Genomic DNA, 14,145 nt, shown 5'->3' with positions numbered 1-14,145 from the left:
ATAATGATATTTCTCCTGGTTGAGGAAAAGCCCCACCACCAACTAAAGCAACATCAGATATGGTGTGATGCGGACTCCTAAAAGGACGCTGCGCCATTAAACCTGTATCTTTAACACGACCAACTACGGAATGTATTTTGGTAGTTTCTAAAGCCTCATGAAGCGTCATTGGTGGCAAAATACTCGGAAGTCGTTTGGCTAACATCGTTTTTCCTGCACCAGGAGGCCCAATTAAAATAATATTATGTCCGCCAGCAGCAGCTATCTCCATGCAACGCTTAATACCTTCCTGTCCTTTTACATCACTAAAATCAAACTCAGGGAAATCTAAGTTTTTCTCAAATTCTTCTCTAGTATTTATAATGGTTTGTTCTAATGGCTCTCCTTTATCAAAATAATTGATAACTTGTTTGATATTATCAATGCCATAAACTTCTAAATCATTAACAATGGCAGCTTCTTTAGCATTCTGAATTGGCAATATAAATCCTTTAAAACCTTCTGCTCTTGCTTTAACAGCAATAGGCAACGCACCTTTTATGGGTTGCAAACTTCCATCAAGGGAAAGTTCACCCATGATGATATAACGTTCTAAATCTTCCACTTGTATTTGTTTAGATGCTGCGAGAATACCCATAGCTAAAGTTAAATCGTATGCGCTGCCTTCTTTTCGTAAATCGGCAGGTGCCATGTTAATGGTAATCTTTTTTCCTGGAATTTTAAAACCATTATTTTGTAACGCAGCTGCAATACGGTAGTTACTTTCTTTAATAGCATTATCAGGTAATCCTACTAAATGATATCCAATACCATTATCAACATTTACCTCTACTGTTATCGTAGTTGCTTCAACACCAAAAACAGCACTTCCAAAAACTTTTTTAAGCATAATATTTCTTTACTGCTTAAATGTAAGAAATGTATTTGAAATGATTATTTTGATTTATTAAATTTCGTTATATTTGATAAGATATAACGAATTCCAAATGATTTCTATTAGTGAAGCTATTTTAGCTATTAAAAATACTGCGAAACCCCTTTTAAAAGAAACCACAAAACCAATCCATAAAGCTGGTGGTTATTTTCTATTTAACGATGTGTATTCACCTATAAATATGCCTCCTTTTAGGCAATCTGCAATGGATGGCTATGCATTGTGTTTACATAATGAGTTAACTTATAATATAATTGGTGAGGTTAAAGCAGGTGATGCACATGAACCTATATTAAAACATGGTGAAGCCGTTAGAATTTTCACAGGTGCTGCAGTGCCCTCATCTGCAAACGCCATAATGATGCAAGAAAAAGTTACCAGAAAAGATAATAAAATCACTATTAGTGAACAAATAGAAAAAAACCATAATGTAAGACCTATCGGGGAACAAGTTAAAGAAGGAGACATCGCTTTAAAAAAAGGCACAAAACTATCGGCTGCTGCTATTGGATATTTAATCTCTTTAGGAATTGTTGATGTTTCTGTTTTTAAAAAACCTAACATCGCTATTTTAACCACAGGAAATGAACTTATTGAAGCTGAACAAGAGTTAACTTATGGGAAAATATATGAAAGTAATTCAAAAATGCTTTTGAGCGCTCTTTACAGTTTGAAGTTTTACGATGTTACCATTCATAAAGTTGAAGATGACTATAAAGAAACGGTTTTGAAACTTAAATCAGTTATTGCAGAAAACGATGTCGTTATTATTACTGGCGGAATCTCGGTTGGTGATTATGATTTTGTTGGAAAAGCCTTAAACAAATTACAAGTTGAAGAAGTTTTTTATAAAGTGAAACAAAAACCAGGTAAGCCTTTATTTTATGGTATAAAAAACAACACAAATATTTTTGCATTACCAGGAAATCCGGCTGCGGCTTTAACTTGTTTTTATATTTATGTTTTTATAGCCCTTAAAAAAATGATGCTTGTTGATGATATAGAGTTGCCTCGCGTAAAAGCCAAAGCCGTTTCAAATTTCAATAAAAATGGTGATCGCCCACAATTTTTAAAAGCCATATTTAATGATGGTGAAGTAAAAATTTTAGAAGGTCAAAATTCATCTATGCTACAAACCTTTGCGTTATCTAATGCTTTAGTTTTTAGCCCTGAAGAGCAGCTACAAATTAATATTGGAGATTTTGTTGAAACCATAATACTGCCTATTTAATAATGAGTTACAAAATAAAAAGTCGTATTTGGATTGAATCAGAAAACAATGTATTGTTAGGTGAGGGTCGCGTTAAATTATTAAAAGCCATTGAAGAAACAGGATCTTTATCTAAAGCAGCAAAATCTTTAAAAATATCATACAAAAAGGCATGGCATCTTATAGATTCGGTTAACAAATCTGCAAAAAAACCAGTTACAATTAATATTACTGGTGGTAAAGGCGGTGGAGGTTCTGCTTTAACAGATTATGGGAAATCATTAATTCTTGCTTTTGATGATATTAATAAAAACTGTTGGGAATTTTTAGATAAACAACTTGAAAAAATAGACCATATTTAATGCTGCAACACGAACACATATATATATTTCTAGCAATTTTACCATTAGTTTCATTTCTATATTCAAGTGTTGGCCATGGAGGTGCTAGTGGTTATTTAGCATTAATGGCTTTATTTTCTTTTACCATCGACACCATGAAACCTACTGCCCTATTACTAAACTTATTTGTGTCGGGCATTTCCTTTTTTTATTATTTTAAAGCTGGTTTTTTTAATAAAAAACTCTTCTTATACTTTGCCGTAGCATCTGTTCCCCTTGCATTTATTGGAGGAACGATTGAAATTGACGCCTCTATTTATAAAAAAATACTAGCCATTCTTTTAATATTTGCCATTTTAAAAATGCTTAATGTATTTGGTAAAGAAGGTAAAAACATCCAACAAGTAAAACTTTGGCAAGGACTTGTTGTTGGTGGTATTATTGGTTTTTTTTCCGGACTTATTGGTATTGGTGGAGGCATAATTTTAACTCCCATAATATTGCTTTTACATTGGGGTAATATGAAAGAAGCTGCAGCAGTTTCGGCGCTTTTTATTTGGGTTAATTCTGCATCTGGTTTAATTGGCCAATTAAGCAGTGGTGTTACCATTGAAAAAGAATCCTTTCTTTTAGTAATCATGGCATTAATTGGGGGCGTTTTGGGCGGATATTTCGGAAGTAAAAAAATTAACAACTCGCATTTAAGATACATTTTAGCATGTGTCTTAGTTATTGCATGTGTAAAATTATTTTTCACTTAATATGTTAGATAAAAAAGATATTACAGGCATTATTTTAGCTGGTGGAAAAAGTTCTCGAATGGGAACCGATAAGGGTTTTTTAAAGTTAAATGACAAGTTATTTATTGAACATAGTATAGATGCTTTAAAAGCTTTGGTTTCAGAAATTATTATTATTTCAAATAGCAATGATTATGATGTTTTTGGATATAAGAGAATTAATGACAAAGTTGAAAATAGCGGACCATTAGCAGGTATTTATACGGGATTGATCCATAGTGAAACTGAGTATAATTTAGTTTTAAGTTGTGATATTCCTTTAATCAAAACAGAATTATTAAAATTATTAATTGAAGCTGATGAGGAAAAGTATGATATTATTCAATTTGAAAGTAATGGTAAAATGACGCCATTAATAGCCTTGTATAAAAAGAATTGTACAAATACGTTTTACAACTTATTAAACTCGGGAGAAAGACGCTTGCAATATGCCATTAATCAATGCGAATTTAAAAGGATTCATTTAAAAAAAGAGCATGATTATTTAATTACAAACGTCAATACCAATCAAGAATTAAAAGATTTAAAAAATGCTTATAACTATTAAATATTTCGGTCAATTAACTGAAATCACCCATACAAACGAAGAAACTTTAGACATGTTAGAAGGGACACTTATTTATGAACTTTTAGAGACGTTATACAGAAAATATAACACTTTAAAAACCAAAGATTTTCAAGTAGCCCAAAATCAAGAATTAGTTGATAAAAACACTAAATTAACTGGACAAGAAATTGCTTTATTACCACCATTTGCAGGTGGCTGAAAAATTTATGGATAGATATAGTAGACATATTTTATTATCTGAAATTGGACAAATAGGCCAAGACAAACTTTCAAAAGCAAAAGTTCTAGTTGTTGGAGCTGGTGGTTTAGGTTGCCCTGTATTGCAATACCTTACTTCTGCTGGAGTTGGCACCATTGGCATTATTGATTTTGATGTTGTTGAAACATCCAATTTACAACGACAAGTTTTATTTGGTTTGTCTTCAATAGGAAAAAACAAAGCAACTGCCGCTAAAGAACGACTTACAGATTTAAACAATGAAATATCAATTATCGCTTACGCGGAAAAACTAACCTATAAAAATACGCTACAACTATTTGAAAAATATGATATCATAGTTGATGGGTCTGATAATTTTGAAACCCGATATTTAGTAAACGATGGTTGTATCATTACTAATAAACCACTTATTTTTGGGGCTATTTATAAATTTGAAGGGCAAGTTTCAGTGTTTAACTATCAAAACGGACCTACTTACAGGTGTTTATTCCCGAAACCTCCTAAAAAAGGAAGTATTTTAAATTGTTCAGAAATTGGAGTTTTAGGGGTTTTACCCGGTATCATTGGTAGTATGCAAGCTAATGAAGTTTTAAAAATTATTTTAGGAATTGGTCATGTACTTTCTGGGAAATTATTATGCTATAATGCATTAACTTTAAAAAATACAACATTAAAAATTAATAAATTAGAAAAAAATATTTGGGAAGTTTTGAACAACAAATCAGAATTCAAAAGTAGAGAACTTCTTGATAATTGTGATATTGAAATTCCTGAAGTCTCTATAAAAAATATACTTTTTAAAAAAAATATCCAGTTTGTTGATTTAAGAGAATCAGATGAAAAACCTAAAATTGAAGTATTAAAAATAATTAATATCCCATTAAATTCATTAGAAAGTAACTTAAACAAGCTAGATAAAACAAAGGAAATAGTCCTTTTTTGTCAATCAGGAAATAGAAGTAGAAAAGCAGTTTCCGTATTAAAAAAGCATCATTTAGAAAACTGTTATAGTATAAAAGAAGGTGCCTTAGAAATAAATAATTATATAAAAAAACACCATAAAACAGTCGGAAAATGACAGACAAAAAATCAAAAAGCGTTTTTATGGAAGGCGCTATAACTTCAGAATTTATAGGTAATTCCATTTATAAACACCAAACAAAAACAAATATAGGCGCACATAATATTTTTCTTGGACAAGTTCGTGCAGATGTTATTAATGATAAAACAGTTTTAGCTATTACATACACAGCCTATCTAGATATGGCAAATCAAAAATTTCATGAGATTAGAGAGTCTGCTTTTGAGAAATTCGAGCTCACTTGCATGCATATTTATCATAGTTTAGGAACTGTAAAAGCTGGAGAAATATGTTTGTTTGTCTTTGTGTCGGCACCAAGAAGAAAAGTAGTGTTTGAAGCTTTAGAATATATCGTTGAAGCTATTAAAGCAGATGTTCCTGTTTTTGGAAAAGAGATTTTTGAAGATGAAACGCATCAGTGGAAGGTTAATAGTTAAATTATGGTTGATATCACAAATAAAACAACAACACTAAGAACAGCATTAGCGCAAGCCATTGTTAAGGTTAGTAGAATAGAAACGATACAAGCTATTGAAAATGATAGGGTTCCTAAAGGCAACGTATTTGCTATGAGTAAAGCTGCTGGTTTATTAGGTGTTAAAAGAACACCAGATATTTTGCCTGATTGCCATCCTTTACCTATTGAGTTTACCGGTATTGAATATGAAATAAACGGTTTAGAAATCACTGTGCTATTTACGGTCAAAACTATTTATAAAACTGGTGTTGAAGTTGAAGCTATGCATGGCGCTAGTATTGTTGCATTAAATATGTATGATATGCTTAAACCTATTGATAAAGGCATTGAAATTCATCAAATTAAGTTGTTAAATAAAAAAGGCGGTAAATCTGATTTTAAAGATCGTTTTAGAAAAGATTTAAAGGCCGCTGTAATTGTTTGTAGTGATTCCATTTCTGCAGGATATAAAGAAGATAAAGCTGGAAAAGCAATCATTAGAAAACTTGAAATTTGCAACGTAAAAATAGCAGACTATACTATAATTCCTGATGAGAAAGATATTATACAAGAAAAAGCTAAAAGCTATCAAAAACAAGGTGTTGATTTGATTATTTATACTGGTGGCACTGGTCTTTCTGCTAGAGATGTAACTCCAGAAGCTTTAATACCATTACTAGATAGACGGATTCCAGGAATTGAAGAAACGATCAGAAACTATGGGCAAGGGAGAATGCCTTTTGCTATGCTATCAAGAAGCTTAGCAGGAACCATTCAAAATAGTTTAATACTGGCTTTACCAGGCTCTACAAATGGGGCTATAGAATCAATGGATGCGATTTTTCCAGCTGTGTTACATAGTTTCAAAATTTTAAAAGGCATAAGACACGATTAATGAATAACTCAAAAAACCTATTACAAGATTTACATGGCAGACATCATGCCTATTTGCGCATTTCATTAATTGAGCGTTGTAATTTACGATGCACTTACTGTATGCCAGAAGAAGGGGTGAAATTATCTCCAAAAAGTAATTTGATGACTTATGAGGAAATTTATGAAATAGCAAAAACCTTTGTAAAACATGGGGTTACAAAAATAAGATTAACTGGAGGTGAACCTCTAATTAGAAAAGACATTCCTTTTATTTTAGAAAAATTAGCAACACTTCCAGTGGAATTATCTATCACTTCAAACGCCATTATAATTCATAAATTTATAAATGTTCTCAAAGCAAATGGCGTTAAAAAAATTAATGTGAGTTTAGATTCTTTGGACAGAGAAAAATTTAACCACATTACCCGTCGTGATGAATTTGAAATCGTTTACAAAAACATTTTACTTTTAGTAAAAGAAGGTTTTCAAGTAAAAGTGAATGCTGTTTTAATGAAAAGTTTTAATGACAATGAAATTATCGATTTTATTAACTTCACAAAAGAATTACCAATTTCGGTACGATTTATAGAGTTTATGCCTTTTGATGGCAATAAATGGGATATGAGTAAAATGGTATCTTATACCGAAGTTATGGAATATGTAAACACCTCATTCTCTTCGAGGCAAATTGAACGTTTACTAGATGAACCGAATGACACCTCTAAAAATTATAAAATAAAAGGTTACAAAGGTAGATTCGCTATTATCAGTTCTGTTACCAATCCGTTTTGTGATTCTTGTAATAGATTGCGATTAACAGCCAACGGACAACTTAAAAACTGTTTGTTTTCGGCAACAGAATCAGATTTACTAACGGCTTTAAGAGCTGCCAAACCCATAGAGCCAATCATTAAAAAAGCTGTACTAGCTAAATTTAAAATTCGAGGTGGTATGGATACGTTAAAAAAACTTCAAGAGCCAAAATTGCATAATAATAACCGAAGTATGATTACTATTGGGGGATAATTTAGCCCATATAGAAGTATTATCCTTTTTTAGTGCTAACTATAAAACTAAATTGAAACTTACTCTTTTACATATGCTATTTTTTAATAAAATTTTAAACTTTAGGCACAAAAAAGATCTAACGGATAGCAATAAAGAGCTTCTAGTAGTTAATCAAATAGCCATTTTAACTGTAATTATAACACTTTTAGATGCTGGAGTTTTAGCGGTATGTGCAAAACTATCTAAAGGCACTAGAACATTGGTTTCTGGAAAATAAGTTGCACAACAGTTTTTTGGGATATTGTACCCCACAACTTTAAAGTTATTAGCTTCTCTAGTAACACTATTGTAATTAGATTTTAAATTAACCACCTGATATTCTTGTAATCCTCTAATTTTCATATCTTCCCGATTCATAAAAATGATGCGTCTTTCGTTAAAAACACCCCGATATCTATCATCTAAACCATAAATTGTAGTGTTGAATTGATCGTGACTACGAATAGTCATCATAATTAACTCGTCCTTTTTCAATTCCCATTTTGGTAATTGATTGATAGAAAAAATAGCTTTCCCTGTTTTGGTATTGAATTGTCTAACTCTCGCAGCATTAGGTAAATAAAACCCTGAAGGTTGTTTTAATTTTTTATTATAATCATCAAATCCAGAAACAACCTCTGCGATATCATCTCTTACCAAATTGTAATCATCTTGATATTGTAGCCAATTAATTTTTGAACGTAGTTTTAAAGTGGCGTTTGCAATACCGCAAACAACTGCAACTTCGCTTAATAAATGATTAGAACAAGGCTCTAAAACCCCTTTTGTTGACGATACAATACCCATAGAATTTTCAACACTTTGGATTTGTAATCCTGTTTTCTGATAATCTTTTTCTGTACGACCTAAACAAGGCAAAATAAGTGCTTCTTTTCCGGTTACTAAATGAGACCGATTTAGCTTAGTACTTACATGAACCGTTAAATTACAATTGGCTAGCGCTTGAGCCGCATAACTAGTATCGGGAACTGCAGAAATAAAATTACCACCTAATCCAAAAAACACTTTGGCTTTGTTTTCATACATGGCTTTGATAGCATCAATTACAGAGTAGCCATGTTTTGCAGTTGGTTTAAAACCATACTTAGATTCAATTTTATCTAAAAATGCTTGTGGAGCAGATTCCCATATACCAACAGTTCTATCACCTTGTACGTTAGAATGACCACGAACTGGACAAGTTCCAGCGCCCTCTTTTCCTATACTTCCTTTTAGCAATAACAAATTAACTAATTCTCTAATATTATCAACTGCATTTTCGTGTTGGGTTAAACCCATAGCCCAACAAATAATAATTTTATTGTTTTTAAGAATTAAATTGAATGCATCATCGAAAACTTCTTTTGAAACGCCAGAAGCTTCAAGGCATTCTTCAAAATTATATTGTTTTAAATCTTGAATAAACACCTCATAACCTGATGTAAATTCTTTGATAAACTGCTTATCAAAAATATCACCTTCTTGCTCTTCTTTTTCTAATAATTTAAGAAGTAAAGCTTTAATAAATGCCACATCACCGTTTATAGTAATTGGTACAAATACATCCGCTATTTTCGTGCCACCAAATATTAATTTTGTTGGGCTCTGCGGATTAGTAAATTTAACTAGTCCAGCTTCAGGAAGCGGATTAATGGCTATAATCTTTCCACCATTCTTTTTACATTTTTCTAGTGCTGTTAGCATCCTAGGATGATTTGTTGCTGGATTTTGACCAATAACCATAACTAACTCTGCTTTATATAAATCATCTAAAGTTACAGACCCCTTACCTATTCCTAAAGTTTCAGAGAGTGCAGCACCACTAGCTTCATGACACATATTGGAACAATCAGGTAAATTTGCTGTTCCAAATTCTCTAACAAATAATTGATATAAAAAAGCAGCTTCGTTAGTGGTTCTTCCTGAGGTATAAAAAACGGCTTCATCTGGATTACATAAAGCATTTAAATGAGACCCCACTTTTTCAAAAGCATCATCCCACGAAATTGGTTCATAATGTGTGTTACCTTCTGCTAAAAACATAGGCTCTGCTAAACGACCAGATTTTCCAATTTCAAAATCCGTCATTACCGCTAATTCATCTACAGCATGTTTTGAGAAAAAATCGCGATTAATTGTTTTGTTTTGAGCTTCTTCAGCAATTGCTTTTATACCATTTTCGCAATACTCGCCTAAAGATGAACGTTCATCGTCAGGATCTGGCCATGCACAACCGGGACAATCGAAACCTCCTTTTTGGTTTATCTTCAGTGATAATTTTAAAGCATCGCCAGGATTCATATATTTAGAAACATGATCTAATGATGATTTTATAGCACCAAAACCCACACTATTACTGGGAGGTTTACTTATTTTTAAATCTAAAAACTTTTCAGGTGTTTTCGCGTTTTCTTCGGATTTAGAATTCATTTGTGTTTCAAAATTAACTTTAAAGAAGGCTTAAATATTTTTTTAAAACTTAAATCTAAGTGTTTTAATGGAAGAATGAAAAGTTTAATATAAGTATTAGTGGTATTTTCAAATATTTTTCACACGAAAATAATTACCTGAAATTAATAATTATATAAATGAATAACCTAATCAACAATAAATTTCATTAACAAACTGAAAAGCACGTTTCTCATTATAGTAAATATTTTTTTTATCTATAAATCCTACATGTCCGCCATATTGAGGCATTTCTAAAAACAACTTATTATTTTGTTTTGCTTCTTTAACGGGATAACATTCTGGAGAAATAAACGAATCGTTTAAAGCATTAATGATTAGCGTAGGCGTTTTTATATTTGGTAAAAATTGCAAACTGCTGCTTTTATCATAATACTCTAATGCATCTTTAAACCCGTGTGCTCTAGAAGTATAAACATTATCAAAATCAATTAAAGTTTTTATAGAATTTACCTCATCTAAACTTAAAAATTCAGGAAAAAGTTTTTGTTTACCTTTAAGTCTAATTATCAAATCTTTTAAAAATCTATCATGAAATAATTTATTTTTTATTTTATGGAGTTCTTTACAAGAACCATACAAATCGCAGGGAACTGAAACAGCTATTGCCGCTTTTATTTCTGGATAAATATTATCTCTTTCACCTAAATATTTTAAAATAAGATTGGCTCCTAAACTAATGCCCTTTAGATAAATACTGTTATATTGTTTTTTTGAAAGTACGTGCTGTATTACAGCTTCTAAATCTTGTGTTGCACCTGAATGGTAACTGTAATAATTTAGATTTTCATCACCACTACATCCTCTAAAATTAACACACAAAGCGTCTATACCATTATTATTAAAATGATTTGCAGCACCTGTAACATAAGGTCGTTGTCCATGACCTTCCAAACCATGTAATAAAATAATAATCTTATTTGATTTATTTTTTGAAAAGCTCCAATCTAAATCTAAAAAATCACCATCAATTAAATTAATTCGCTCACGCTCTTGGTTTAATTTTACGGTTCTGATTAATCCTGAATAAACAGTAGCAACAAATCCATTTTTAAAATAAAAAGGTGGTTTGTAAGTCGACTCTATTATAGGCATATTTGGCTAATGGTTTTTAATTTTTTGTTTACTAATGCGTTAAAGAAGTGAATTTAAAATTTGTACCATCAAACAAACCTTTATCACTTAATTTTAATGATGGAATTACTAATAATGCCATAAAAGACAAAGTCATGTATGGTGCGTTTAATTTGGAACCTAACTGTTTTGCCATGGCATCTAATTCTGCATATAATTTACCCACTGTTAGACCATCTTTATCACTCATAATTCCTGCAACTGGAAGCGGCACCATTTTTTCATTAGTATTTGAAACCGCACAAATACCACCTTTATTTTCAATAATTAAATTAACAGCTTTACAAATGGCTTCATCATCAACACCTACGGCAATAATATTATGAGAGTCATGACCAACCGAACTCGCAATAGCACCTTCTTTTAATCCGAAGTTTTTAATAAATGCTATAGCAGGTTTTTGATTTTGATACCTGTTGACTACAGTCATTTTTAAAATATCCTTTTCTATGTTAGATATCAAATTTTCATCTTGTATAGTAGTTTCTTCAATAAGTTGATTTGTTACTAACTGACCTTCTAGAGCTTCAATAACTCGAATCTTTTTTGCTGAGGAAGTTACTCTAAAATCAGCAATCGCTTTTTTATTACAATTGAAGTTATTTAAATTTTGAAAAGAAATTGGCTTCAATAAAGATTGTCCTTCACCAAAAACTAAATTGCCATTAATATAAGTTTGAATCGTTGTAAAGTCTTTTAAATCTTCAACTATTATAAAATCTGCATGGTCTCCAACTTCCAATAAACCTACATCGAGATTGTAATGCTTAACAGGATTTACACAAGCTGCTTTTAATACTTTAAAAACATCTATGCCTTTAGAAACCGCTCTTGCGCAAAGTTTATTAATATGGTTTAACATTAAATCGTCAGGGTGCTTATCATCGCAACAAAACATCATGTTTTCATAATATTCTGGTAATAAATCGATTAAAGCTTCAAAATTTTTAGCAGCACTTCCTTCTCTAATTAAAATTTTCATCCCTTTTTGAAGTTTTTCTAATGCTTCCTCATAAGTAAAACATTCATGATCGGTAGAAATCCCAGCATTAATATATTTAGTAACATCATTACCTCTTAAACCAGGCGCATGACCATCAATGGGTTTATTAAAATGTTTTGCCCAAGCTATTTTTTTCATTACCTCAACATCATCAAAAAGAACACCTGGATAATTCATCATTTCAGTTAAATACTTAATATCTGGATTTTCAAGTAGCGCTTTAATATCATCCGAGTCTATAATAGCACCAGCTGATTCAAAATTAGTAGCTGGCACACAAGAAGGAGCTCCAAAATTAAATTTAAAAGGTACTTTTTTGCCGTTTTCAATCATAAATTCAACACCTTTTACACCTAGCACATTGGCTATTTCGTGTGGATCAGAAACGGTTGCTACGGTACCATGCATAACTGCTAATCTTGCAAATTCACTTGGAACCAACATGGAACTTTCAATATGGATATGAGCATCAACAAAACCTGGAATAATGAAACTTTCAACGTTATGTTGTAATTCTATAAGTGATATAATCTTGCCGTTTTCAAAAGTAATTTCACCTTTAAAAATCCGTCTATTTAACACATCAACTATATTTCCTTTAATTTTCATATTTGAAAAGTGGGTTCTATGGTCTTATAAGCAATGAGACATTATTTTAATTCTATTTTTAAAATCTGTTTAGTGTTTTCTGTAACTCTATATCTCTGGTCTGCCCTTCTATTTATTACCCAAACAATACTTTTATCTGAACAAAGCAACCACGTATTTTCTTTATCTAATAGTGACATTTTTTCGTCTTTAAAATATTTACTTAGCTTCTTTTTTCCGTTCATACCTATTGGAAAAAACAAATCACTTTCTTCTTTTTTTCTAATTATAAGTGGAAAATAAAGCAAGTCTTTATCTAAGTAAATTATATTTTCTGAGGCTGATAAAACAGAATCTACCTGAGTAATTTTTAAAGTTCCAAAAGGTGTAATACAATTTTCTTGTTCTGGATGTATTAAAATATCTTCAAAACTATCAGATGATATCTCACTTAATAATAAATGCTCCCTATTTTTTAATAATCGGTGTGTATTTGAAAAAACTTGTTTACCAGTTTCTGCATTCAAAAGACTTACTATATCATTCCATTCAGTAAATCCGTAATCTTTAAAAATTTCAAATAAATAAGCTTTTGGGTTATTAACCTTTTTAAATTCTGAAATTTTAAAGCAGATATGCTGCTCATCAATAGCTTCAATGGCTCGTTTTAAAACAGCATTTGTGCTTTCTTCAACTATATCAGTAGTATCGTTTAAATTATTCAAGGTGTTTTGAAAACTTTCTAGTAAACTTGGATTGATTTCTTTTAAAATAGGAATAACCTCATGCCTAAGTTTGTTTCTAAGATATTTAACCGATTTATTACTGCTGTCATCTCGCCATTTAATATGATTTGCTTTTGCATAATTTTGAATTTCTAGATTAGAAAAAGGCAATAATGGTCGCACAAACTTCCCATTAACTTTAGGGATTCCTGTTAATCCTTCCAAACCTGTTCCGCGTGTAAAATTGATTAAAAAAGTTTCTAAATTATCATCGGCATGATGAGCTGTTAAAATAACATCAAATTGTAATTGCGTTGCCAATTCCTCAAACCAATTATATCGTAACTCTCTAGCAGCCATTTGTATAGAAAGTTTCTTGTTAATCGCATATTCTTGAGTATCAAAACTTTCAATAAAAACTTCAAGATCTAAATCTTCTGCTAATTGCAAAACAAAAGCTTCGTCAGCATCACTTTCATCTCCTCGCAAATTAAAATTACAATGAGCCAAAGCAATTTTAAATCCTAATTTGTTACACAAGTGCGTTAAAACAACGCTATCAATACCACCTGAAATGGCAATAATAATGTTACTTTCATTTAAAAAACGAAACTGATTATTAATATGATGTTTAAGTTTTTCTAGCATACTTCAAATATACAACTTTGTGAATTTAAAAATGTATGTTCCTT

General features: G+C 31.1%; 14 protein-coding genes. 9 read left to right on the top strand and 5 right to left on the bottom strand.

The annotated features are described in order from the left end of the window. Positions 1-889, bottom strand: an 889-nt coding sequence (locus tag AC1XJX_RS09645; protein ID WP_482003773.1) for a YifB family Mg chelatase-like AAA ATPase, incomplete at its 3' end; no start/stop codon positions are given. 97 nt (positions 890-986) lie between these two features. Here AC1XJX_RS09645 and AC1XJX_RS09640 point away from each other — a divergent pair. The 9 genes from AC1XJX_RS09640 to moaA are packed head-to-tail and all read left to right on the top strand — an operon-like array spanning position 987 to position 7,513. Beyond that, a complete protein-coding gene (locus AC1XJX_RS09640) occupies positions 987-2,165 on the top strand; it encodes a molybdopterin molybdotransferase MoeA (protein ID WP_482003772.1) in 1,179 nt (392 codons plus the stop codon). Positions 2,166-2,167: 2 nt separating this feature from the next. Beyond that, entirely contained in the window at positions 2,168-2,506 is a 339-nt protein-coding gene (locus AC1XJX_RS09635) for a winged helix-turn-helix domain-containing protein (RefSeq protein WP_482003771.1), read from the top strand. Further along, positions 2,506-3,246: a sulfite exporter TauE/SafE family protein gene (locus AC1XJX_RS09630; protein WP_482003770.1), complete on the top strand. Its 741-nt coding sequence runs from the start codon at positions 2,506-2,508 to the stop codon at positions 3,244-3,246. Before AC1XJX_RS09635 ends, AC1XJX_RS09630 begins: the two co-directional genes overlap by 1 nt. 1 nt (position 3,247) lies before the next feature. Beyond that, the gene (mobA, locus tag AC1XJX_RS09625) at positions 3,248-3,832 is read left to right on the top strand and encodes a molybdenum cofactor guanylyltransferase (protein WP_482003769.1); all 585 of its coding nucleotides are present in this window, start codon (positions 3,248-3,250) and stop codon (positions 3,830-3,832) included. After that, positions 3,816-4,052, top strand: coding sequence for a MoaD/ThiS family protein (locus AC1XJX_RS09620; protein WP_482003768.1), 237 nt, complete (start codon positions 3,816-3,818; stop codon positions 4,050-4,052). The genes mobA and AC1XJX_RS09620 overlap by 17 nt, the downstream gene beginning before the upstream one ends. 7 nt (positions 4,053-4,059) lie before the next feature. Continuing rightward, positions 4,060-5,151 (top strand): molybdopterin-synthase adenylyltransferase MoeB, encoded by a 1,092-nt coding sequence (moeB, locus tag AC1XJX_RS09615; RefSeq protein ID WP_482003767.1) that lies wholly within the window; start codon positions 4,060-4,062, stop codon positions 5,149-5,151. After that, entirely contained in the window at positions 5,148-5,591 is a 444-nt protein-coding gene (locus AC1XJX_RS09610) for a molybdenum cofactor biosynthesis protein MoaE (protein ID WP_482003766.1), read from the top strand. Before moeB ends, AC1XJX_RS09610 begins: the two co-directional genes overlap by 4 nt. A gap of 3 nt (positions 5,592-5,594) precedes the next feature. Further along, positions 5,595-6,506 (top strand): bifunctional molybdenum cofactor biosynthesis protein MoaC/MoaB, encoded by a 912-nt coding sequence (gene moaCB / locus AC1XJX_RS09605; RefSeq protein ID WP_482003765.1) that lies wholly within the window; start codon positions 5,595-5,597, stop codon positions 6,504-6,506. Further along, entirely contained in the window at positions 6,506-7,513 is a 1,008-nt protein-coding gene (gene moaA, locus AC1XJX_RS09600) for a GTP 3',8-cyclase MoaA (RefSeq protein WP_482003764.1), read from the top strand. Before moaCB ends, moaA begins: the two co-directional genes overlap by 1 nt. 153 nt (positions 7,514-7,666) lie before the next feature. Here the strand turns inward: moaA and AC1XJX_RS09595 are convergent, their stop codons facing one another. The 4 genes from AC1XJX_RS09595 to tilS all read right to left on the bottom strand — a co-directional run bounded on the left by AC1XJX_RS09595 (position 7,667) and on the right by tilS (position 14,101). Next, a complete protein-coding gene (locus AC1XJX_RS09595; RefSeq protein WP_482003763.1) occupies positions 7,667-9,964 on the bottom strand; it encodes an FdhF/YdeP family oxidoreductase in 2,298 nt (765 codons plus the stop codon). 171 nt (positions 9,965-10,135) lie between these two features. Beyond that, positions 10,136-11,098 (bottom strand): YheT family hydrolase, encoded by a 963-nt coding sequence (locus tag AC1XJX_RS09590; RefSeq protein ID WP_482003762.1) that lies wholly within the window; start codon positions 11,096-11,098, stop codon positions 10,136-10,138. Between the two features lie 31 nt (positions 11,099-11,129). Further along, complete coding sequence (ade, locus tag AC1XJX_RS09585; protein WP_482003761.1) at positions 11,130-12,749, bottom strand: adenine deaminase; 1,620 nt, start codon at positions 12,747-12,749, stop codon at positions 11,130-11,132. A gap of 41 nt (positions 12,750-12,790) precedes the next feature. After that, the gene (gene tilS / locus AC1XJX_RS09580; protein WP_482003760.1) at positions 12,791-14,101 is read right to left on the bottom strand and encodes a tRNA lysidine(34) synthetase TilS; all 1,311 of its coding nucleotides are present in this window, start codon (positions 14,099-14,101) and stop codon (positions 12,791-12,793) included. Positions 14,102-14,145: the final 44 nt, after the last annotated feature.

The sequence above is a fragment of the Flaviramulus sp. genome, assembly GCF_982512915.1.
This window is presented reverse-complemented; position numbering and strand designations above follow the sequence as displayed.

Bases quoted from the DNA above. Each gene is read 5' to 3' on its own strand.
- moaA (WP_482003764.1), top strand. From the start codon at position 6,506: ATGAATAACTCAAAAAACCTATTACAAGATTTACATGGCAGACATCAT.
- mobA (WP_482003769.1), top strand. From the start codon at position 3,248: ATGTTAGATAAAAAAGATATTACAGGCATTATTTTAGCTGGTGGAAAA.
- moeB (WP_482003767.1), top strand. From the start codon at position 4,060: ATGGATAGATATAGTAGACATATTTTATTATCTGAAATTGGACAAATA.
- ade (WP_482003761.1), bottom strand. From the start codon at position 12,749: ATGAAAATTAAAGGAAATATAGTTGATGTGTTAAATAGACGGATTTTT.
- AC1XJX_RS09635 (WP_482003771.1), top strand. From the start codon at position 2,168: ATGAGTTACAAAATAAAAAGTCGTATTTGGATTGAATCAGAAAACAAT.
- AC1XJX_RS09620 (WP_482003768.1), top strand. From the start codon at position 3,816: ATGCTTATAACTATTAAATATTTCGGTCAATTAACTGAAATCACCCAT.
- AC1XJX_RS09640 (WP_482003772.1), top strand. From the start codon at position 987: ATGATTTCTATTAGTGAAGCTATTTTAGCTATTAAAAATACTGCGAAA.
- AC1XJX_RS09595 (WP_482003763.1), bottom strand. From the start codon at position 9,964: ATGAATTCTAAATCCGAAGAAAACGCGAAAACACCTGAAAAGTTTTTA.
- AC1XJX_RS09610 (WP_482003766.1), top strand. From the start codon at position 5,148: ATGACAGACAAAAAATCAAAAAGCGTTTTTATGGAAGGCGCTATAACT.
- tilS (WP_482003760.1), bottom strand. From the start codon at position 14,101: ATGCTAGAAAAACTTAAACATCATATTAATAATCAGTTTCGTTTTTTA.
- AC1XJX_RS09630 (WP_482003770.1), top strand. From the start codon at position 2,506: ATGCTGCAACACGAACACATATATATATTTCTAGCAATTTTACCATTA.
- AC1XJX_RS09590 (WP_482003762.1), bottom strand. From the start codon at position 11,098: ATGCCTATAATAGAGTCGACTTACAAACCACCTTTTTATTTTAAAAAT.
- moaCB (WP_482003765.1), top strand. From the start codon at position 5,595: ATGGTTGATATCACAAATAAAACAACAACACTAAGAACAGCATTAGCG.